The 18,864-nt window shown below is 65.7% G+C and carries 19 protein-coding genes; 13 read left to right on the top strand and 6 right to left on the bottom strand.

The genetic code is table 11. From position 1 onward, the window contains the following. Positions 1 to 66 precede the first annotated feature (66 nt). Positions 67 to 1,569 (top strand): ribosome biogenesis GTPase Der, encoded by a 1,503-nt coding sequence (gene der, locus CRO22_RS05185; RefSeq protein WP_097069061.1) that lies wholly within the window; start codon positions 67 to 69, stop codon positions 1,567 to 1,569. Between the two features lie 130 nt (positions 1,570 to 1,699). Here der and CRO22_RS05180 read toward each other — a convergent pair whose 3' ends face one another. The 5 genes from CRO22_RS05180 to CRO22_RS05160 form a co-directional block, all read right to left on the bottom strand. After that, positions 1,700 to 2,710 (bottom strand): ABC transporter ATP-binding protein, encoded by a 1,011-nt coding sequence (locus tag CRO22_RS05180; RefSeq protein ID WP_097069060.1) that lies wholly within the window; start codon positions 2,708 to 2,710, stop codon positions 1,700 to 1,702. Between the two features lie 3 nt (positions 2,711 to 2,713). After that, entirely contained in the window at positions 2,714 to 3,544 is an 831-nt protein-coding gene (locus tag CRO22_RS05175) for a carbohydrate ABC transporter permease (RefSeq protein ID WP_097069059.1), read from the bottom strand. A gap of 3 nt (positions 3,545 to 3,547) precedes the next feature. Continuing rightward, the gene (locus tag CRO22_RS05170) at positions 3,548 to 4,423 is read right to left on the bottom strand and encodes a carbohydrate ABC transporter permease (protein WP_097069058.1); all 876 of its coding nucleotides are present in this window, start codon (positions 4,421 to 4,423) and stop codon (positions 3,548 to 3,550) included. A gap of 20 nt (positions 4,424 to 4,443) precedes the next feature. After that, the gene (locus CRO22_RS05165; RefSeq protein ID WP_394341483.1) at positions 4,444 to 5,757 is read right to left on the bottom strand and encodes an ABC transporter substrate-binding protein; all 1,314 of its coding nucleotides are present in this window, start codon (positions 5,755 to 5,757) and stop codon (positions 4,444 to 4,446) included. A 148-nt stretch (positions 5,758 to 5,905) separates the two neighbouring features. Beyond that, positions 5,906 to 6,592 (bottom strand): HAD family hydrolase, encoded by a 687-nt coding sequence (locus tag CRO22_RS05160; RefSeq protein WP_097069056.1) that lies wholly within the window; start codon positions 6,590 to 6,592, stop codon positions 5,906 to 5,908. Between the two features lie 164 nt (positions 6,593 to 6,756). On the opposite strand from CRO22_RS05160, the gene CRO22_RS05155 reads away from it, so the two are divergent. From CRO22_RS05155 to rplI, 10 genes are all read left to right on the top strand, one after another. Next, the gene (locus tag CRO22_RS05155) at positions 6,757 to 7,773 is read left to right on the top strand and encodes a substrate-binding domain-containing protein (RefSeq protein WP_394341479.1); all 1,017 of its coding nucleotides are present in this window, start codon (positions 6,757 to 6,759) and stop codon (positions 7,771 to 7,773) included. 96 nt (positions 7,774 to 7,869) lie between these two features. Beyond that, positions 7,870 to 8,964 (top strand): ABC transporter permease, encoded by a 1,095-nt coding sequence (locus tag CRO22_RS05150; protein ID WP_097069055.1) that lies wholly within the window; start codon positions 7,870 to 7,872, stop codon positions 8,962 to 8,964. Beyond that, positions 8,961 to 9,740 (top strand): ATP-binding cassette domain-containing protein, encoded by a 780-nt coding sequence (locus CRO22_RS05145; RefSeq protein WP_097069054.1) that lies wholly within the window; start codon positions 8,961 to 8,963, stop codon positions 9,738 to 9,740. Before CRO22_RS05150 ends, CRO22_RS05145 begins: the two co-directional genes overlap by 4 nt. 113 nt (positions 9,741 to 9,853) lie before the next feature. After that, entirely contained in the window at positions 9,854 to 10,696 is an 843-nt protein-coding gene (locus tag CRO22_RS05140) for a fumarylacetoacetate hydrolase family protein (protein ID WP_097069053.1), read from the top strand. Then, positions 10,693 to 12,087 carry an aldehyde dehydrogenase family protein gene (locus tag CRO22_RS05135; protein ID WP_097069052.1) on the top strand — a complete coding sequence of 465 codons (1,395 nt, stop codon included), beginning with the start codon at positions 10,693 to 10,695 and terminating at the stop codon, positions 12,085 to 12,087. The genes CRO22_RS05140 and CRO22_RS05135 overlap by 4 nt, the downstream gene beginning before the upstream one ends. Positions 12,088 to 12,180: 93 nt before the next feature. Further along, positions 12,181 to 13,278: a Hint domain-containing protein gene (locus CRO22_RS05130; RefSeq protein ID WP_097069051.1), complete on the top strand. Its 1,098-nt coding sequence runs from the start codon at positions 12,181 to 12,183 to the stop codon at positions 13,276 to 13,278. Positions 13,279 to 13,343: 65 nt separating this feature from the next. Beyond that, the gene (locus CRO22_RS05125; RefSeq protein ID WP_097069050.1) at positions 13,344 to 14,243 is read left to right on the top strand and encodes a DMT family transporter; all 900 of its coding nucleotides are present in this window, start codon (positions 13,344 to 13,346) and stop codon (positions 14,241 to 14,243) included. 134 nt (positions 14,244 to 14,377) lie between these two features. After that, positions 14,378 to 14,812, top strand: coding sequence for a 30S ribosomal protein S6 (gene rpsF / locus CRO22_RS05120; RefSeq protein WP_097069049.1), 435 nt, complete (start codon positions 14,378 to 14,380; stop codon positions 14,810 to 14,812). Between the two features lie 17 nt (positions 14,813 to 14,829). After that, a complete protein-coding gene (gene rpsR / locus CRO22_RS05115; protein WP_097069048.1) occupies positions 14,830 to 15,057 on the top strand; it encodes a 30S ribosomal protein S18 in 228 nt (75 codons plus the stop codon). 12 nt (positions 15,058 to 15,069) lie between these two features. Beyond that, positions 15,070 to 15,645 carry a 50S ribosomal protein L9 gene (gene rplI / locus CRO22_RS05110; RefSeq protein WP_097069047.1) on the top strand — a complete coding sequence of 192 codons (576 nt, stop codon included), beginning with the start codon at positions 15,070 to 15,072 and terminating at the stop codon, positions 15,643 to 15,645. A 100-nt stretch (positions 15,646 to 15,745) separates the two neighbouring features. Here rplI and CRO22_RS05105 read toward each other — a convergent pair whose 3' ends face one another. Next, complete coding sequence (locus CRO22_RS05105) at positions 15,746 to 16,906, bottom strand: deoxyguanosinetriphosphate triphosphohydrolase (RefSeq protein WP_097069046.1); 1,161 nt, start codon at positions 16,904 to 16,906, stop codon at positions 15,746 to 15,748. A gap of 72 nt (positions 16,907 to 16,978) precedes the next feature. On the opposite strand from CRO22_RS05105, the gene CRO22_RS05100 reads away from it, so the two are divergent. Continuing rightward, positions 16,979 to 17,320 carry a HesB/IscA family protein gene (locus tag CRO22_RS05100; RefSeq protein WP_097069045.1) on the top strand — a complete coding sequence of 114 codons (342 nt, stop codon included), beginning with the start codon at positions 16,979 to 16,981 and terminating at the stop codon, positions 17,318 to 17,320. A 260-nt stretch (positions 17,321 to 17,580) separates the two neighbouring features. After that, positions 17,581 to 18,747 (top strand): hypothetical protein, encoded by a 1,167-nt coding sequence (locus CRO22_RS05095; RefSeq protein ID WP_097069044.1) that lies wholly within the window; start codon positions 17,581 to 17,583, stop codon positions 18,745 to 18,747. The last annotated feature ends 117 nt before the right edge of the window (positions 18,748 to 18,864 follow it).

Here is an 18,864-nt window from a genome sequence, read left to right as displayed (position 1 = left end):
CAAACCCGTGTAAGGGGGCGGCTTCGACGCGACGGGGGATGCAACCGGCCGCGCAAGGAGCGTGACATGAGCTTTACCCTGGCCATCGTGGGCCGCCCGAATGTGGGCAAATCGACCCTTTTCAACCGGCTCGTCGGCAAAAGGCTGGCGCTGGTGGATGACACGCCCGGCGTGACCCGTGATTTGCGCGAGGGGGATGCGCGGCTGGGCGATCTGCGCTTCGTGGTGATCGATTCCGCCGGGCTCGAACTTGTCGAGGATGACAGCCTGCAGGGGCGGATGCGGCGGCTCACCGAACGCGCGGTCGAGGAGGCGGACATCTGCCTGTTCCTGATTGATGCGCGCATGGGGGTCACGCCCGCCGATGAAATCTTTGCCGATATTTTGCGGCGCAAGAATGCCCATGTGATCCTCGCAGCCAACAAGGCCGAGGGCGCGGCGGGCGATGCGGGTGCGCTGGAGGCCTGGGCGCTTGGCTTGGGCGAGCCGGTGCGGATCTCGGCCGAGCATGGCGAGGGGATGGACGATCTTTACGATGTGCTTCGCCCCCATGCCGATGCCTTTGCCGAAAAGAACGTCGCGCAGATGCCCGAGGTGGATGTGGCGCTTTCCGAAGACGAGGCGGAAGAGGAAGGCGCAATCCGCATGCCCACCGAGGCGCGGCCGCTGCAACTGGCGGTGATCGGCCGCCCGAATGCGGGAAAATCGACCCTGATCAACAAGATCCTCGGCGAAGACCGGCTTCTCACCGGCCCCGAGGCCGGGATCACCCGCGATGCGATCTCGGTCAGCACCCCCTTCATGGGCACGCCGATGCGGATCTGGGACACCGCCGGGATGCGCAAGAAGGCGAAGGTCTCGGGCAAGCTCGAGAAGCTTTCGGTGGCCGATGGGCTGCGTGCGGTGCGCTTTGCCGAGGTGGTCGTGGTGCTCCTCGACGTCAATATTCCCTTCGAGGTGCAGGATCTGCGGATCGCCGATTTTGCCGAAACCGAGGGCCGCGCGGTCGTGGTGGCGGCGAACAAATGGGATCTCGAGGAAGAGAAGACCGAGAAGCTGAAAGAGCTGCGCGAGAGCTTCGAGCGGCTTTTGCCGCAGCTCAAGGGCGCGCCGCTCGTGACGGTGTCGGCCAAGACCGGCAAGGGGCTCGACCGGCTCCATGCCGCGATCCTGAAAGCCTATGAGGTCTGGAACCGGCGTATTTCGACGGCGAAACTGAACATGTGGCTCACTGCGATGACCGAGGCACATCCGCCGCCCGCACCGGGCGGGCGCCGCATCAAGCTGCGCTACATCACGCAGGCGAAAACGCGGCCGCCGGGGTTTGTGATCAAGGCCACCCATACCGACCAGATCCCCGAAAGCTACGGGCGCTATCTGGTGAACGGGCTGAGGGCGGATTTCGACATGCCGGGCACGCCGATCCGGCTTTATTTCCGCGATCAGGGCGGGACGAACCCGTTCAAGGATCGCAAGAAATCGATCCCCTCGCGGCTCACCAAGCATGTCGAGAAGAAGAAACACGCCGCACGCAAGGAAAAGGGTCTGCCCTCGAAGCCGAAGGGCTGAGCGGGGCGGAAGGCGCCTGTTTCGCTTCGGCGGGGCCGAAGCGACCCGCCGGGGGGCTTGCCGCCCCCCGGACCCCCCGCAAGGCCGGATCCTCGGGCGAGGCGCGGGAGGAGGTCCGCTCCGGACCGGCTCAACCGGGGCGCTGCGGCAGGGCGCGGCCCGCGGCATCGAAACGGTGCAAATGGGCGGGGGCGGGGGTCAGCCAGACGGTCTCGCCCGGGCGCAGATCGGCGCTGCCGTCGAGCCGGGCGACGAGGCGTCCCTGCCCACTGCTCAGATGCAGGAAGCTTTCGGCGCCGAGCGCCTCGATCACATCGACCCGGCCCGGCCAGAGCCCCTGCGCCCGGGTCACCCGCAGATGCTCGGGGCGGATGCCGAGCGCATGGGCGCCCTGTCGCTCCGCCTCCGGCCCCTCGATGAAATTCATCGTCGGACTGCCGAGAAACCCGGCGACAAAGCGGTTGCAGGGCGCATGATAGAGCGCCAGCGGTGCGCCGGTCTGCTCGACCCGGCCCGCGTTGAGCACCACGATTTGCTCGGCGAGCGTCATAGCCTCGATCTGGTCATGAGTGACGAGGAGCATTGTCGTCCGCAGTGCCCGATGCAGCCGTGCGAGCTCGAGCCGCATTCGCGCGCGCAGTTCCGCATCGAGGCTTGAGAGCGGTTCGTCGAGCAGGAACGCGGCCGGCGCGCGCACCAGAGCGCGCCCGATCGCCACCCGTTGCCGCTCGCCCCCCGAAAGCTGGCACGGCTTGCGCGCGAGGCAGTCGCCGAGGCCGAGCTGACTGGCCACGGCCTGCACCCGTGCGGCGATCTCGGGCGCTGGCCGCCCCGCCATTTTCAGCGGAAAGCCGATATTCTCGCGCACGTTCATATGCGGGTAGAGCGCGTGGGACTGGAACACCATCGCCAACCCGCGCGCCGCGGCCGCGGTATGGGTGACATCGCGCCCGTCGATCAGCACGCGCCCCGAAGAGACCTCCTCAAGCCCGGCGATGAGGCGCAGAAGGGTTGTCTTCCCGCATCCCGAGGGGCCGACCACCACGACGAAGCTTCCTTCCGCGATCGTCAGATCGAGGGGGGCGAGCACCTCCTCGGTGCCAAACCGCTTGCTCAAGCCTTCCAGCAGGATCTCGGCCATGGGCTATTTCACCGCGCCAAAGGTCAGCCCGCGGACAAGCGCGCGCTGGCCGATCCAGCCAAGCCCGAGGACGGGCAGGCTGGCGAGCATCGCGGCAGCGCAGAGCCGGGCATGAAAGAGCCCCTCCGGGCTCGCCTGTGCGGCGATGAAGGCGCTCAGGGGCGCCGCTTTCGCCGCACTCAGATTGAGGGTCCAGAAGGCCTCGTTCCAGCCGAGGATCAGGCACAAAAGCGCCGTTGCCGCGATGCCGGGCGCGGCAAGCGGCGCGATCACATGGCGAAGCTCGGCGCCCGGCCCGGCGCCGTCCATCCGGGCCGCCTCGAAGATCTCGCCGGGGATCTCGCGCAGATGACCGTAGAGCATCCAGATCGCCACCGGCAGGTTCGTCAACATCACGACCACAATCAGGCCCGCTCGGCTGTCGAGCAGGCCAAGGTCTCGGAAGAGCAGGTAAACCGGAACAAGCACGCCCACCGCAGGCATCATCCGGGTGCCGAGGATCGTCATGAGAAGCGCTTTCGTGCGTGGCCCGGGGAAAAGCGCGAGCGCCCAGGCGGCGGGAAGCGCGACGAGGAGCGCGAGCGCCGTGGCGCCGCCCGCGATCAGGACCGAATTGACGAAGGGGGCGGTAAAGCGTGTGCCTGCGGTGATTGCAGCATAGCTTTCGAGCGTGAACGGCGCGGCGAGCACGGCAGCAGGCGCACCCAGTGCATCCGCTTCGGAGCGAAAACTCACCAGCGCGGTCCAGAGGATCGGGAAAGCGAGCGTGAGCCCGACGCTCCAGCCAAGGAGCGTAAGGGCCGCCTTGCGCAGCAGGGGGGATAACGAGGACATGGCTCAGCGCTCCAGCGCGCGGCCGATCAGCCGCATCAGGAAGATTGCAACGGCATTGGCAAGGAGCACCGCAAGGATGCCGCCGGCGGCGCCCGTGCCCGGGTCGAATTGCAGAAGCGACTGGATATAGACGAGATAGGTGAGCGTGGTCGAGGCGGTGCCGGGGCCGCCATTCGTGGTGACGAGGATCTCGGCGAAAGTGGAGAGCAGGAAGATCGTCTGGATCAGCACCGCAACGGCGATGGCGCGGCCCAGATGCGGCAAGATGAGGTGGCGCAGCCGGGCAGCCGGGCCCGCGCCGTCGAGCCGGGCGGCTTCGATCTGTGCCGGATCGAGCGATTGCAGCGCCGTGAGCAGGATCAGCGCGACAAAGGGTACCCATTGCCAGGCGAGCAGGGCAATGAGCGTTGCGAGCGGTGCCTGTGATAAAAAATCAAAGGGTTGCAACCCAAGGCTGCGCGCGAGATGCGCCAGAAGCCCGGACATCGGATGCAGCAGCATGGTCTTCCACACGAGCGCCGAGACACTCGGCATGATGAAGAAGGGGGCGAGCACGAGGGCGCGGACGACCCCCCGGCCCCAGAAGGGCTGGGCCAGCACAAGCGCGATCCCGAGCCCGCCGGGCAGGGTGAGGGCGAGCACCCCGAGCACAAGGGCGAGAGTGTTGCCAAGCGAAGGCGCGAAGGCCGGATCGGTGATGAAATAGCGATAGTTCTCAAGCCCGGCGAAGCCCTGCGCGCCGGAGGTGATCAGCGTGTACCGCTGCAGCGAGAACCAGAGCGTCATCGCGAGCGGGACGAGCATCCAGCCCGCCAGCATCCCCAGGGCGGGCGCAAGCATCAGGCGGGCGGTGCGACGCGAGGCTGGGGGCGGCGGCATCGGGGCTCCGGGCTGAAAGGTTAGCGGATATATCCGGCCTTTTTCATGGCGCGCAGGGTGAGCTGCTGTGAGGCGGCAAGGGCCTCTTCAGCGGAAAGGGTTCCGGCCAGAGCCGCAGCGAATTGCTGTCCCACCGCGGTGCCGATCGCCTGAAACTCAGGGATCGCCACGAACTGCATGCCGATATAGGGCACGGGATCAACCGTCGGATGCACCGGATCGGCCTCGGAGATAGCGTGCAGGGTGATTTCCGCAAAGGGCAGGGCATGGTATTCGGGCTGCGCATAGAGTGAACGGCGCGTGCCGGGCGGGGCATGCGCCCAGCCTTCTTGCTCTGCCACGAGCGCGAGATACTCCTTCGAGGTCGCCCAGGCGACGAAGGCGCGGGCCGCCTCGGCTTTCTGGCTTCCGGCCGGGATGGCGAGCGTCCAGGCCCAGAGCCAGCTTGCACGCTTCGTCCCGCCCGGGCGGTTTGGCGCGAGCGCGAAACCCACGTGCTCCGCCACGCTGGACTGCGTCGGGTCGGTGACAAAAGAGGCCGCGACGGTCGCGTCGATCCAGATCCCGCAATGGCCCTGCTCAAACAGCGTCAATGTCTCGTTGAAGCCGTTGTTGGCGGCGCCGGGCGGGCCGTAGAGCCGCATCATGTCAAGGTAATCGCGCAGCGCGGCGGCCCAGGCGGGGGTGTCGAATTGCGGGTGCCAGCCCATGTCGAACCAGCGCGCGCCATAGCTGTTTGCCATCGCGGTGAGAAGGGCGACATTCTCTCCCCAGCCCGGCTTGCCGCGCAGGCAGAGCCCATAGATCCCGGCGGTTCGGTCGGTGATCGCGGCGGCGGCGGCGCGGATAGCGTCCCAGTCGGGCGCGTCGGGCAGCGTTATCCCGGCCGCGGCCAGAAGATCGCGGCGGTAGAGCGTGATCGCGCTTTCGCCGTAAAACGGCGCGGCATAGAGTTGGCCCTCGACAGTGAGTCCGTCGCGGATCGGCGGGAGCAGGTCGTCCACGTCATAGGCGGCGTCGAACTCGAGCGGCAGCAGCCAGCCCTGCCTGCCCCAGATCGGCACTTCATAGGTGCCGATCGTCATCACGTCGAACTGCCCGCCATGGGTGGCGATGTCGGTGGTGACGCGCTGGCGCAGCAAGTTTTCCTCAAGCACCACCCAATCCACCCGGATGTCGGGATGGCGGGCCTGAAAATCCCCGATCATGTGCTGCATCCGGATCATGTCGCCATTGTTCACCGTGGCGACGGTGATTGTCGTCTCGGCGCGCGGGGCCGAGGCCAGTGCGAGGCAGGTCAGCGCGCCGAGTGTCACGGTGCGCAGGGCAACCACTCCCGGCCGCCGGGTGCATAAACACCTTCCCTGCCGGCTCGAACGGGGCCGGATCGTGGTGGTCATGAAGCTCCTCCCGGCTCTCCCTGCGGAGATAGTTTCTTTTCTCAACCGAGGGTTGCAGATTTCCAGAAAGGGCCGGACCCTGTCAATGCGGAAAAAGCGCGCCGGGAAGCAGAGTGCCGAACATTCCAAAATCCGAGAAATCGCGACTGGCGCGGGGGGCCTCGGAGGCAGCGAGGTCGCGCCCGGCGAGATGGCTGCCGCCGGTGAAACGCCAGACCTCCATCCCCGCGGCATGCGCGGCCCGGATACCGGTGACACTGTCTTCGATGACGAGGCAGCGCGCGGGCGCCACCCCCATCTCGCGCGCGGCCAGCAAAAAGAGATCGGGCGCAGGTTTGCCATGCGCCACCTGGCTCGCGGTGAAGAGGCGTGTGCCGACACGTGCGCGGAGCCCCGCGATTTCAAGCGAGCGTTCCGCGCGGGGGCGCGAGGAGGATGTCGCCACGCACCAGTGCAGCCGCAGCCGGTCGAGTACCGAGGCGACGCCGGGCATCGCCTGCATCTCTGCTTCGAAGGCCGTCATCAGCCGGGCGCGGTAGCGCGCCTCGAAATCCGCGGGCAGATCAAGGCCGAATGCCGTGCGGACATGGGCCTGCACCGTCGGATAGGCCCGACCCAAAAAATGCTGCGCCACATAATCGAGATCGATCACCACGCCGTCTTCGGCCAGTTCGGCAATCAGCATCTGCGCCGACAGGATCTCGCTGTCGATCAGCACGCCGTCGCAGTCGAAGATGATCAGATCGAAGGCGGGATGCGGCTCGGACATGATAGTTCCTCCGCAGCGAGCCTAACCGGATCGGCATGGGCAGGAAAGTGCCGTTTGGGATATAATAAATCATGTTGAGTTATATATTGACCGGAGCGCCGACTCGCGCCAGAGTTTGTGCGGGGCTGGGAGGAACGGCCCGAACGGACGGGAGGAGAACCGTTATGATGCACAAGGCAGCCCTGATGGGCGCTTCCGTGATTTTTGCGAGTGCCTTTGGCGGTGCGGCTCTGGCCGATGTCGGCGCCTGCCTGATCACCAAGACCGATACCAACCCCTTTTTCGTGAAGATGAAGGAGGGGGCGAGCGCGAAGGCCGCCGAGATGGGGATTGCGCTTTCGACTTATGCAGGCAAGATCGACGGCGATGTGGAAACGCAGATTGCCGCGGTTGAAAGCTGTATCGCGGCGGGCGCGAAGGGGATCCTGATCACGCCGTCCGACAGCCGGGCGCTTGCGCCCGTTGTCGGCAAGGCGCGCGAGGCAAATATTCTTGTGATCGCGCTCGACACCCCTTTCGAGCCGGCCGACGCCGCGGACGCAACCTTTGCGACCGACAACTTCATGGCTGGCGAGATGATCGGCAAATGGGCCGCAGCGAAGATGGGCGATCCCGCGGGGGCAAAGATTGCACTGCTTGACCTTAACCCTTCCGAGGTCTCGGTCGATTACCTGCGCGATCAGGGCTTCCTGCAGGGCTTCGGGATCGACATCAAGGATCCGAAGGATATCGGCGACGAGGACGACCCGCGCGTCGTCGGCCATGATGTGACGAATGGCAACGAGGAAGGCGGGCGCACGGCGATGGAGAACCTGCTGCAAAAGGACAGCGGTGTGAACCTCGTTTACACGATCAACGAACCCGCGGCTGCGGGGGCTTATGAAGCGCTCAAAGCGGTGGGGCTGGAGCATCAGGCGCTGATCGTCTCTGTCGATGGCGGGTGCCCGGGGGTGCAGAATGTCGCCGATGGCGTGATCGGCGCCACGGCGATGCAGTTCCCGCTTCTGATGGCCTCAAACGGCATCGAGGCGATTGCCGCCTATGCCGCCGACGGCACCAAGCCCGTCAACTCCGAGGGGCTCGATTTCGTCAATACCGGGGTCACGCTGGTGACCGACGCTCCGGTCGAGGGGTTGCCCTCGATCAGTTCCGAGGAAGCGCTGCACCAGTGCTGGGGGTAAAGTGTGAGTAACGAGTGCCGGAGAGGCGGGAAACCGCCTCTCCTTTTTGAAAAAAATGACAAAGCCTGGATCGGCAGGCGGGCGGGGGAGGGCCGCATGGGCGAGACTGCGGGCAGTTCGGTTCAAAACGAACCGCGGGGCCAGGATTTCGAGCAGGTGCTGGGGCAGAGCGATGCACGGCTGGCGCGGTTCGAGGACCGCCCGCCGGGACTGATCGCTGCGCTTCAGCACGGGCTGCATGGCAATCCGACGCTGGTGCCCGTGATCGTGCTTGTCGTCGCGATTGCGGTCTTCGGCCTTATCGCGGGCGGCAAGTTCTTCTCGCCCTTCAACCTGACGCTGATCCTGCAACAGGTCTCGATCATCGGCATTCTGGCGGCGGCGCAATCGCTGATCGTGCTCACCGCGGGGATCGATCTTTCGGTGGCCGCAATCATGGTGCTGATGTCGGTGATTGCGGGAAATCTTGCCGTCTTCATGGGCGTGCCCACGGTGCTGGCCTTGCTCGTCGCTTTCGCTGGCGGCTCTGCGGCGGGGCTGATGAACGGCTTTTTCGTCACCAAGGTGAAGCTGCCGCCCTTCATCACCACGCTGGGCACCTGGTCGATTTTCTTTGCACTCAATCTTTGGCTCTCCGGCGCGCAGTCGATCCGCAGTCAGGATATCGACCGCAATGCACCACTTCTCAAATTCTGGGGTGAGGGCTTTGCCTTCTTTGGCGCGCGCGTGACCTATGGCTCGCTTCTGATGATCGCGGTCTTCCTCGTGCTGTGGTACCTGCTCAACCGCACGGCCTGGGGCCGGCATGTCTATGCCGTGGGCGATGACCGCGAAGCGGCGGAGCTTGCTGGCATTCAGGCCGACCGGGTGTTGCTTTCCGTCTACGGGCTTTCGGGCTTTGTCTGCGCCATTGCCGCCTGGGCCTCGATCGGCCGGGTCGGCTCGATCTCGCCGCAGTCGTTCTACGAGGGCAACCTGCAATCCATCACCGCTGTTGTGGTGGGGGGGATTTCGCTCTTTGGCGGGCGCGGCTCGATCCTGGGCGCTTTGTTCGGCGCGCTCATCGTCGGCGTGTTCCAGTCGGGCCTGCGCCTCGCCAATGTTGACGTGCTCTGGCAGGTTTTCGCGATCGGCTGGCTGATCATCCTCGCGGTCGCCATCGACCAATGGATCCGGAAGGTGTCACGATGAGCGGGCAACCGATCCTTTCCGCACGTGGCCTCGTGAAGCGTTATGGCCGGGTGACCGCGCTCGATCATGCTGATTTCGAGCTGATGCCGGGCGAGATCCTCGCGGTGATCGGCGACAACGGCGCGGGCAAGACCTCCCTGATCAAGGCGCTTTGCGGCGCGGTGCAGCCCGATGCGGGGGAGATTTTTCTCGATGGCCGCCTGGTGCGCTTCGCCTCGCCGCGAGAGGCGCAGGCGGCGGGCATTGCCACCGTCTATCAAACGCTCGCGCTGTCGCCCGCGCTCTCCATTGTCGACAACATGTTCATGGGGCGCGAGATCCGCAAGCCCGGCCTTGCCGGAACGCTGTTGCGCGCGCTCGACCGTGAGGCGATGCGCGCGTTTGCGCGCGAAAAGCTCTCGGATCTCGGGCTGATGACGATCCAGAACATCGACCAGCCGGTGGAAACCCTGTCGGGGGGCCAGCGGCAGGGGGTGGCCGTGGCACGCGCCGCCGCCTTTGGCTCCAAGGTGATCATCCTTGATGAACCCACCGCCGCGCTGGGCGTGAAGGAGAGCCGGCGGGTTCTCGAACTCATTCTCGATGTGAAGGCCCGCGGCATCCCGATCATCCTGATTTCCCACAACATGCCGCATGTCTTCGAGGTGGCGGACCGCATTCACGTGCACCGCCTTGGCCGCCGCCTTTGCGTGATCGACCCGAAGACGCACACGATGTCCGATGCCGTTGCCTATATGACAGGGGCGAAAACGCCCGCAGGCATGGAAGCCGCCTGAAAGCCACTCACGCGCGCAGACTGGGGCCCGGGGTTTTCCCGGGCCTTTTTTCTTGCCCGCCCCGCGCCGGCGCGCCAATCTGGCGCCGAGAGGCCAAGGGGCGGGGAGGAAACATGAAACTGGTGCGGTTTGGCGAGACGGGGCAGGAGAAGCCGGGGTTGGTGCATTCGGATGGCACTGTGCGCGACCTCAGTGCCGTGGTGCGCGACATCGACGGGGCAGCGCTTTCGGAGGCGGGGCTGTCGCGGCTCGCTTGGGTCGATGCGGAGATGCTGCCGATCGTGCCCGAGGGGGTGCGGCTCGGGGCGCCGGTCGCGCGGGTGGGCAAGCTCATCGCGATCGGGCTCAACTATGCCGATCATGCTGAAGAGGCGGGGATGCAGGTGCCGCCAGAGCCGGTTGTTTTCATGAAGGCGACCACGGCGATTTGCGGCCCCGATGACGATGTTGAATGCCCGCGCGGCTCGGAAAAGCTCGACTGGGAGGTGGAGCTGGCCTTCGTGATCGGCACACGGGCGAAATATGTGCCGCTTGAAGCGGCGATGGATCACGTGGCGGGCTATATGGTCTGCAACGACATTTCCGAGCGCGGCTTTCAGATCGAGCGCGCCGGGCAATGGGTGAAGGGCAAGAGCCACGACACCTTCGCCCCGCTCGGCCCCTGGCTTGTGACAAAAGACGAGGTGGCCGACCCGCAGGCGCTGCCACTCTGGCTGGAGGTAAACGGGGAGCCGATGCAGACCGGCACCACCGCCACGATGGTCTATGGTGTGGCCTATCTCGTGCATTACCTGAGCCAGTTCATGACGCTTGAGCCGGGCGATGTGATCACCACCGGCACGCCCCCCGGCGTGGGCATGGGGATGAAGCCGCCGCGGTTCCTGAAAGTGGGAGACAGGATCGGGCTCGGCATCAAGGGGCTGGGCCAGCAGCAACAGCGCGTGGTGCAGGCGTGAGCGCCGCCGCTGCCTATGCACGGCTCGCCGCAGGCGATGCGGCGCGCCGGAGAGAGTTTGACGTTGCCAGACGCCGCGCAGTGCTCGCGCGCCTTGCCGAGGAGATCCGCGCGCGCGAGGGCGAGATCATGGCGGCGCTCGCGGCCGATCTCGCCAAGCCCGAGGTCGAGGTGCGGATTTCCGAGATCATCCCGGTCTTGTCGGAAATCCGCCACAGCGCGCGGCATCTGAAACGCTGGGCGCGGCCGCGCCGGGTTTGGCCGACGCTTGCGATGCTCGGCACCCGCGGCACGATCCGCCCCGAGCCCAAGGGCACGGTGCTGATCATCGCGCCGTGGAATTACCCGTTTTGCCTCGCGCTCGGGCCCCTCGTCTCGGCGATTGCGGCCGGCAATGCCGCGGTGATCAAACCCTCCGAGCTTGCCCCCGCCACCTCGGCGCTGATTGCCTCTCTGGTGGCGGCCGCGCTGCCCGAAGACCTCGTTACGGTGGTCGAGGGCGGCGTCGAGACATCGACCGAGCTTCTGGCGCAGCCCTTTGATCATATCTTCTTTACCGGCTCGCCTGCGGTGGGGCGCGTGGTCATGGCGGCGGCAGCGAAAACGCTCGCCTCCGTCACACTGGAACTCGGAGGCAAATCGCCTGTCATCCTCGGGGACGGGGCGGATGTGCAGAAGGCCGCGCGCATGCTCGCCTGGGGCAAGTTCCAGAACGCGGGGCAGACCTGCATCGCGCCCGATCATGTTTATGTGCCGCGCGCGATGGAACCCGCGCTCACCGCCGCGTTGCGCGCCGAGATCGCGCGGATGTATGGCGGCGCGCCGAAGGAGTCGCCAAGTTATGCCCGGCTGATCGGGGCGCGCCATTTCGCCCGCCTCAAGGGGATGCTTGACGAGGCGCTCGCAGGGGGGGCGACTCTGATTGCGGGCGGCGCGGCGGAGGAGGGCGCGCGCTATCTGGCGCCGACCGTGCTCACCTCCCTGCCCGGCGAAACCGCGCTGATGCGCGAGGAGATCTTCGGCCCGGTGCTGCCGGTGATCGCCTATGACGATCTTGAGGCGGTTCTGCGCGGGATCGAGGCGGGCGAAAAGCCGCTGGCGCTTTACCTCTTTGCCCGAGACCGCGCACTGATCGCGCGCGTCACCGCCAGCACCACTTCGGGGGCGCTCGGCGTCAATGTCACGCTGGCGCATTTCCTGCATCTCAACCTGCCGTTCGGGGGGATCGGAAATTCGGGGCTCGGCGCGGCGCATGGGCGCTGGGGCTTTGCCGCCTTCAGCCACGAAAAGCCGATCCTGGAAAACCGCTTTGCCGTGCTCGACCCGCTGATGCCGCCCTATACAAAGCTCAGCGCGCGGATCGCGAGGATGGTGCAGAAGCTGGTGGGCTGACCCGGGACGTGTGGTCGCAAGGGGTTAGCGGGAAAGAATATTTTTACGCCTCCGGCTTAGGTTGCCGAAAAGTAACGAGTGCCGGTTCGCCCCATGACCCTGACCATTTATGCCCTCGACAACCAGTTCGCCGCCGCGACCGGCAGCAATGTGGGCTCAGGCTCCGGCACGTCGACCTTCGACTATCCGCCCAATTCGTCCAAGGATCTGGTGATCCAGTCGCAGGCGGGAGATGCCTCGCCCTATGTCTTCTCCCCTGGCGATGTTTACACGATCAGCTTCGGGGGAAACGGCGGCGACACGATCCAGAACGCGACGGTGATCCGCTCGGACTATATCGATTACGGGGGAGATACCGGCTATGCGGTGGTTTTCGAAGGGCTCGACAGCAAAGGCGAGCTGATCCAGCTCGTCTGGACCCCGGAGTTTGATCTTGAGGGCTGGTACTGGGACAATTTCTCCGGGGGAAATCCGCCCGGGTTCTATACCTCCGATCTCTCCGCCACGACCTATCAGATGCCGTGTTTCGAGCAAAACACTTTGGTTGCAACTCCCTCCGGCCCGCGCGCCGTCGCCAGCCTGATCCCGGGCGACAGCATTCTGACGCAAGACCACGGCCCGCAGCCTTTGCACTGGATCGGGCGGTTCGAGATGGCGGGGCAGGGGCGGGCGATGCCGGTCCGGATCGAGGCGGGGGTGCTCGGCAATGAGCGGCCGCTCTTGTTGAGCCGCCAGCACCGGGTGTTGCTGCACGACCCCGATGCGGGCGAGGTGCTGGTGCCCGCGGCGGCGTTGCTCAACGGCGCAACGGTGCGGCTGCAGCCGATGGAGCGCGTCAGCTATGTGCATCTGCTCTGCATACGCCACGAGATCATTCGCGCCGAGGGCAGCCCTTGCGAGACGCTGCTGCTCAAGCGCACCACGGCAGGGTGGCTGGCGATGGGGCAGGTTGCCGGGCGGGCTCCGGAACTCGGCGGGCTGGCGCAGGAGCCCTGCCGCCCGCTCCTGACGACGCGCGAAGGCGCGGCGCTCTGGGCGCGACTTTGCAATGCAGGCGGCCGGAAACGGGCGATGTTCGGCCGGCGCGGCGCCGCGCAGGCGGCCGTTTTCACCTTTGTGCCCTGCACCGACGGTCCGCGAGTCAATTGCCTGCGCGTCTCGGCACCGCATGGGGACGCCGGACCGGGCTGAGGCGGCACCCTCTTGCTCCCGCGCCGATTTCGGCCCAAACCGGAGCCGCAACTTCGGAGGCGGGCATGGGTGAGGCGAAAGCGGCAGGCGGATGGAAGCTCTGGGCAGTGCTTGCGCTGCCGCCGCTGTTCTGGGCGGGCAATTTCATCGTGGCGCGTGCCTCGCGCGGCGACTGGCCGCCGATCGCGCTCTCCTTCGGGCGCTGGGCGATCGCGCTCGTCGCCCTTCTGCCGTTCGCCTGGCCGCATCTGAAGCGCGACGCACCGCTTTACCGGCGCTATTTCTGGCGCATCGTGCTTTTGACCTTGCCCGGCGTCGCGGCCTTCAACTCGCTCGTCTACTGGGGGCTGCAAAGCACTACGGCGACCAACGGGATGCTGCTCAATTCCACCATCCCGCTCCTGATCCTCGCGCTCGGCGCGCTGTTCTGGGGCCAAAGGCTCAGCCTCTGGGCCATCCTCGGGCTTCTCGTCTCCACCCTTGGCGTCGCTGTGGTGATCCTTCAGGGCTCCTGGGAACGGGCCGCCGCGCTCGATTTTGCCTCGGGCGATCTGATCATCTTTGCCGCGATGGTGGCCTGGGCGCTCTACACGATCGGGCTGAAGCTCTTTCCGCCCGAGGTGAACCGGATCGGCCTTCTGGCGGTGCAGATCGCGCTCGCTTTGCCGATGCTCGCCCCCTTCCTCGCTTTCGAGATCGCCTCGGGCCGGGTGCCGCACTGGAGCCCCGCTTCGGTTGCAGCGCTCGTTTATATCGGCATCGTGCCCTCGGTGCTGGCCTATCTCTTCTATACCCGCGCGGTCGCGCTCGCGGGTCCGGCCCGGGCGGGGCAGTTCATCCACCTGCTGCCGGTCTACGGCGCGATTCTCTCGGCCGCCTTCCTGCACGAACCGCTCCACCTTTATCATGCGGCGGGCTTCGGGCTCATTCTGACGGGGATCGTCCTTGCCGGGCGCGGCAAGTGATTTCGCTTGCAATGGCGGGGGGACGAGGCTAGAAGGCCCCACTTCCGCGCTGATATGAACCGGCGATGCCTCTCGTGGTGGGTGGCGGAAGTCTACACCCGCCGTTGAAGCCGCCTTGCGAAACAGGAGCCTACATGCCGCTTTACGAGCATGTCCTCATTGCGCGTCAGGATCTTTCCAACGCGCAGGCCGAAGGCCTTCTCGAACATTTCTCCGCCGTGATCGGTGACAACGGGGGCAAGATCCTCGGCACCGAATACTGGGGCGTGAAGACGATGGCCTACAAGATCAACAAGAACCGCAAGGGCCATTACGGCTTTTTGCGCACCGATGCGCCCGCCGCCGCGGTGCAGGAGATGGAGCGTCTCGCCCGCCTGCATGACGACGTGATGCGCGTGCTCACCGTCAAGGTCGATGGCCATGACGAGGGCCCCTCGGTGCAGATGCAGAAGCGTGACGACCGCGAAGACCGTGGCGAGCGTGGTGACCGCGGCCCCCGTGGCGACCGTGGCCCGCGCGAGGATCGTGGCCCCCGCGAAGACCGCGGCCCGCGTCCCGAGCGTCGTTGATCCGAGGAGTTTGACCCATGGCTACCAAACCGTTTTTCCGTCGCCGCAAGGTCTGCCCGTTCTCGGGTGAGAACGCGCCGAAGATCGACTACAAGGACGTGCGCCTGCTGCAGCGCTACATCTCGGAGCGCGGCAAGATCGTTCCTGCCCGCATCACCGCCGTCTCGGCCAAGAAACAGCGCGAACTGGCGCGTGCGATCAAACGCGCCCGCTTCCTCGCCCTGCTTCCCTATGCCGTGAAGTAAGGAGACACAGAGATGCAAGTCATCCTGCTGGAACGCGTGGCCAAGCTTGGCCAGATGGGCGATGTCGTGAAGGTTCGCGACGGTTACGCCCGCAACTTCCTTCTGCCCCAGGGCAAGGCGCTGCGCGCCAACGAAGCCAATATCAAGAGCTTCGAAGCCCGCAAGGCGCAACTCGAGGCGACCAACCTCGAGACCAAGAAAGAAGCCGAAGCGCTGGCCGCCAAACTCGACGGGCAGCAGTTCGTGGTGATCCGCTCGGCCTCTGATGCCGGCGCGCTTTACGGCTCGGTCACGACCCGTGACGCGGCCGAAGCGGCCACCGCGGGCGGCTTCACGCTCGACAAGCGCCAGGTCGCGCTCAAAGCCCCGATCAAGGATCTGGGTCTGCACGAGGTGCATGTGATCCTGCACCCGGAAGTTTCGGCGACGATCACGATCAACGTGGCGCGCTCGCCCGAGGAAGCCGAGATCCAGGCTTCGGGCAAGTCGATCCAGGAGATCGCGGCGGAAGCCGAAGCTGCGGCCGAATTCGAAATCGCCGAACTCTTCGACGAAGTCGGCGCCGCGGCGGGCGACGACGAGGAATAAGCCTTTCGGACCGGAAGCTGCGAACCGCGCCCCCCGGGGCGCGGTTTTGCTTTGGGGATGGTGTGCGGCCAAGCCCCCCGGCGCGCCCGCCGGGGGCGCCTTACTGCGGCTCCACCAGCCGGTGATATTCCCCGATTGCGAAACGATCGGTCATCCCCGCGACATAGTCGAGCACCACGCGGGCGATCTCGGTCTGCCCTTCCGCATTGCCCCGGGCGAGCGCCTTGGCCACATCACCCTGCCAGTCTTCGGGGAGCAGGTCGGGGCGGTCCAGAAACAGCGGGAAGAGCGCATTGACCATCCCCGTCACCCGTTTGCGCTCGACCACCACGGTGGGGGCGCGATACATGCGGGTGAAGAGGAAGCTCTTGATCGCCTTGATGTTCTGGTAAAGCGGCTTGGAGAAGCGGATGATCGGCCCTTGCATGTGGCGGATGTCGTCCACATGGCGCGGTTGCAGGCTTTCGAGCCGGTTGCGCGCCACCGCGATCACATCTTCCACCATCACGCCAAAGACGCGCCGCAGCGCCTCGTGGCGGCGCCGCATCGGGTTGAGCCCGGGGTAGAGTTTGTCCACGGTGGCGAAGCACTCGCCCAGCACCGGAAGCTCGCACAGATCCGCCTCGGTAAAGAGCCCGGCGCGCAACCCGTCGTGCAGATCGTGGTGGTTGTAGGCGCAATCATCGGCCACCGCCGCCACCTGCGCCTCGGCCGAGGCATTGGTGCCAAGCTCGAGGTCCCAAAGCCCGTTCACCTCGGCGAGCGCATAGTTCCAGGGCGCCTCGACCGGGCCATTGTGCTTGGCGATGCCTTCGAGCGTTTCCCAGGTGAGGTTGAGCCCGTCGAAATCGGCGTAATGGCGCTCGAGCCGGGTGACGATGCGCAAAGCCTGCGCGTTATGGTCAAACCCGCCATAGGGCTCCATCAGGAGCGCGAGCGCATCCTCGCCGGTGTGGCCAAAGGGCGGGTGGCCGAGGTCATGCGCCAGCGCCACCGCCTCGGCCAGATCGGTGTTGAGCCCCAAAGCCCCGGCAATCGTGCGTGCCACTTGCGCCACCTCGATCGTATGGGTGAGCCGGGTGCGGTAGTAATCGCCCTCATGTTCCACAAACACCTGCGTCTTGTGCTTGAGGCGGCGGAAGGCGGAGGAATGGATGATCCGGTCCCGGTCGCGCTGAAACGGCGTGCGGAAGGTGGAATAGCTCTCAGGGAACAGCCGCCCCCGGCTCGCCTCCGGTTGGCACGCATAGGGTTGCAGCATTCCTCACCTCGCCTTGTCGTGGGCCCTTGCCCTTCCTATACTTATCATCAGCCCAACGACAGGTTCCAGCCCATGCTTTTGCCCCCCAAAGTGACCCCCCGCGCGTTCGAACGTCTCGCTGCCATCAATGCCAAGGAGCCCGCGCCCAAGGCGCTGCGCGTGGCGGTGGAGGGCGGCGGCTGTTCGGGCTTTCAATATGATCTGAAGCTCGAGGCCGCGCCCGCCGCGGATGATATCGTGATTGCAGGCGAGGGGGAGATGGCGGCGCAAAAGGTGCTGATCGACCCGGTGAGCCTGCCGTTCTTGCAAGATGCGGTGATTGATTACACGCAAGAGCTGATCGGCGCGCGTTTCGTGGTACAAAACCCGAATGCGACCAGTTCCTGCGGCTGCGGCATTTCCTTCTCGATGTAACGGCTGGCGCTGGCCGCCCGTTCGCAAGCGCCGGTCCTTGCCGGGACGCCAAAGCGTTCCGGCCAGCGCCCGCCCCGCCCATGGCGGGCGCTTCTCGCCCGCCGGGGCAGGCGCCGGCCTCCGGTGCACCGGGAACCACCGGGCCGGGCTTCCCCCGCGCGCTGCGGGCGGGGAAAGGGCAGGCCTTTCCCTTTCGCCCGAACTAGCATGCGTCTTGCCAGAAGAACAATCCACCGGCAAAGTTGCGCCGGGGGGGGGCGATGCAGCCGAGTGAGATACAGGACGAGGAAACGCTCAATGCGTGGCTCGACGCGCTGCCCGGGGAAATGCGGCAGCGAGAAGTAGTAACGTTCGTCCATCGTGCGGCGATGCGGATGCTGCCTTTGTTCATAGCTCGCCTGAATGCGGAATGGGCGCGCAAGGGGGATTTGACAGCTCTGCCATTTTTGCGCTGTGCTTTGATCTCCGGAGTCTATTTCGGGAACTCTGCTCCGGAGATCGAAAACGCCGCTGCCGCGGCCTACAACGCCGCCTCCGCCTACGTCTACGCCGCCGCTGGCGTCGCCGAAGCCGACAATTACGCCGCCGCCGCCGCCATAGCCGCCGCCGCAGTCAGAGCCTCCGCTGCCCTCGCCTTCAGAGACGCCGCCGCCTTCGCCTCCGCTTCCGCCTCGTTCACATCCTCTGCCGCCGTTGCCGCCTTTTGGGATGCGGTACGGCAGGATGCCTCCGCGATCGAAGCGAGGGCGTTGTTGCTTTCTAATCCCCTTTGGGCTCGGCAAACGCCAGATTGGCCCCAGACCGCATGGCATTCCGCAAAAGATTGGCTTGCTGCAAACTCCGGCCATGGGTTCTGGGTCTGCTGGTATGAAGCCGCGCTTGCAGGCCGCCCACTCACCGAGGACTGGGAGAGCCACGCGCAGCTTCTGACCGACATTGCCCTTATTCCCGACGCAGACTGGAAGCAGGGTGCGGAGCATGTGGCGCAGATCATTGCCGAGATCGAGGAGCGGTTTCGGCTGCTCGCAGAAGCGCGCCGCTTGAAGGCAGAGCTCGCCCCAGTGCTCGAAAAGAGTTCGCCTGCGCCGATGGGGCACAACCATCCGCCGGAAGCGCTGGAAGAGGTCGTCCCGGCGCAGTCGATCTTGCTGATCTGGGATACGCTGGATGAGGTCGAGACGGAGCTGGAAAAATTACAACCCGACAAGCCGCTCTTGCGACGGGCGGCGGGTATTCTGCTCCATGCCAGTTTGGAAGTCGCGAAATACTGTGGTCGGCTTGCTGACAAGGCATTGCAAAATGCCGCGGGGCAGATCGGGGATTCGATCGGGAAATGGGCTTTGCCTATTATCGCCGGAAAACTGATGGTAGGAGACGAATTGCTGCGCTCTTTTGCTGAGGCTTTGGCCCGTTTCGCGGGCAATTAAACTACCGCTGAGCAGTTAAAACCCATCTGTTATTTCACCTTGCTCGAAATATCCGCGGGGTGAATTGGGCGGAGCCCAAGAGGGGGCGGCGAGCCCCCTTGGCGCTTTCCGCGCGCG

This window comes from Rhodobacter maris (assembly GCF_900217815.1).
Taxonomy (GTDB): domain Bacteria; phylum Pseudomonadota; class Alphaproteobacteria; order Rhodobacterales; family Rhodobacteraceae; genus Rhodobacter; species Rhodobacter maris.
This window is presented reverse-complemented; position numbering and strand designations above follow the sequence as displayed.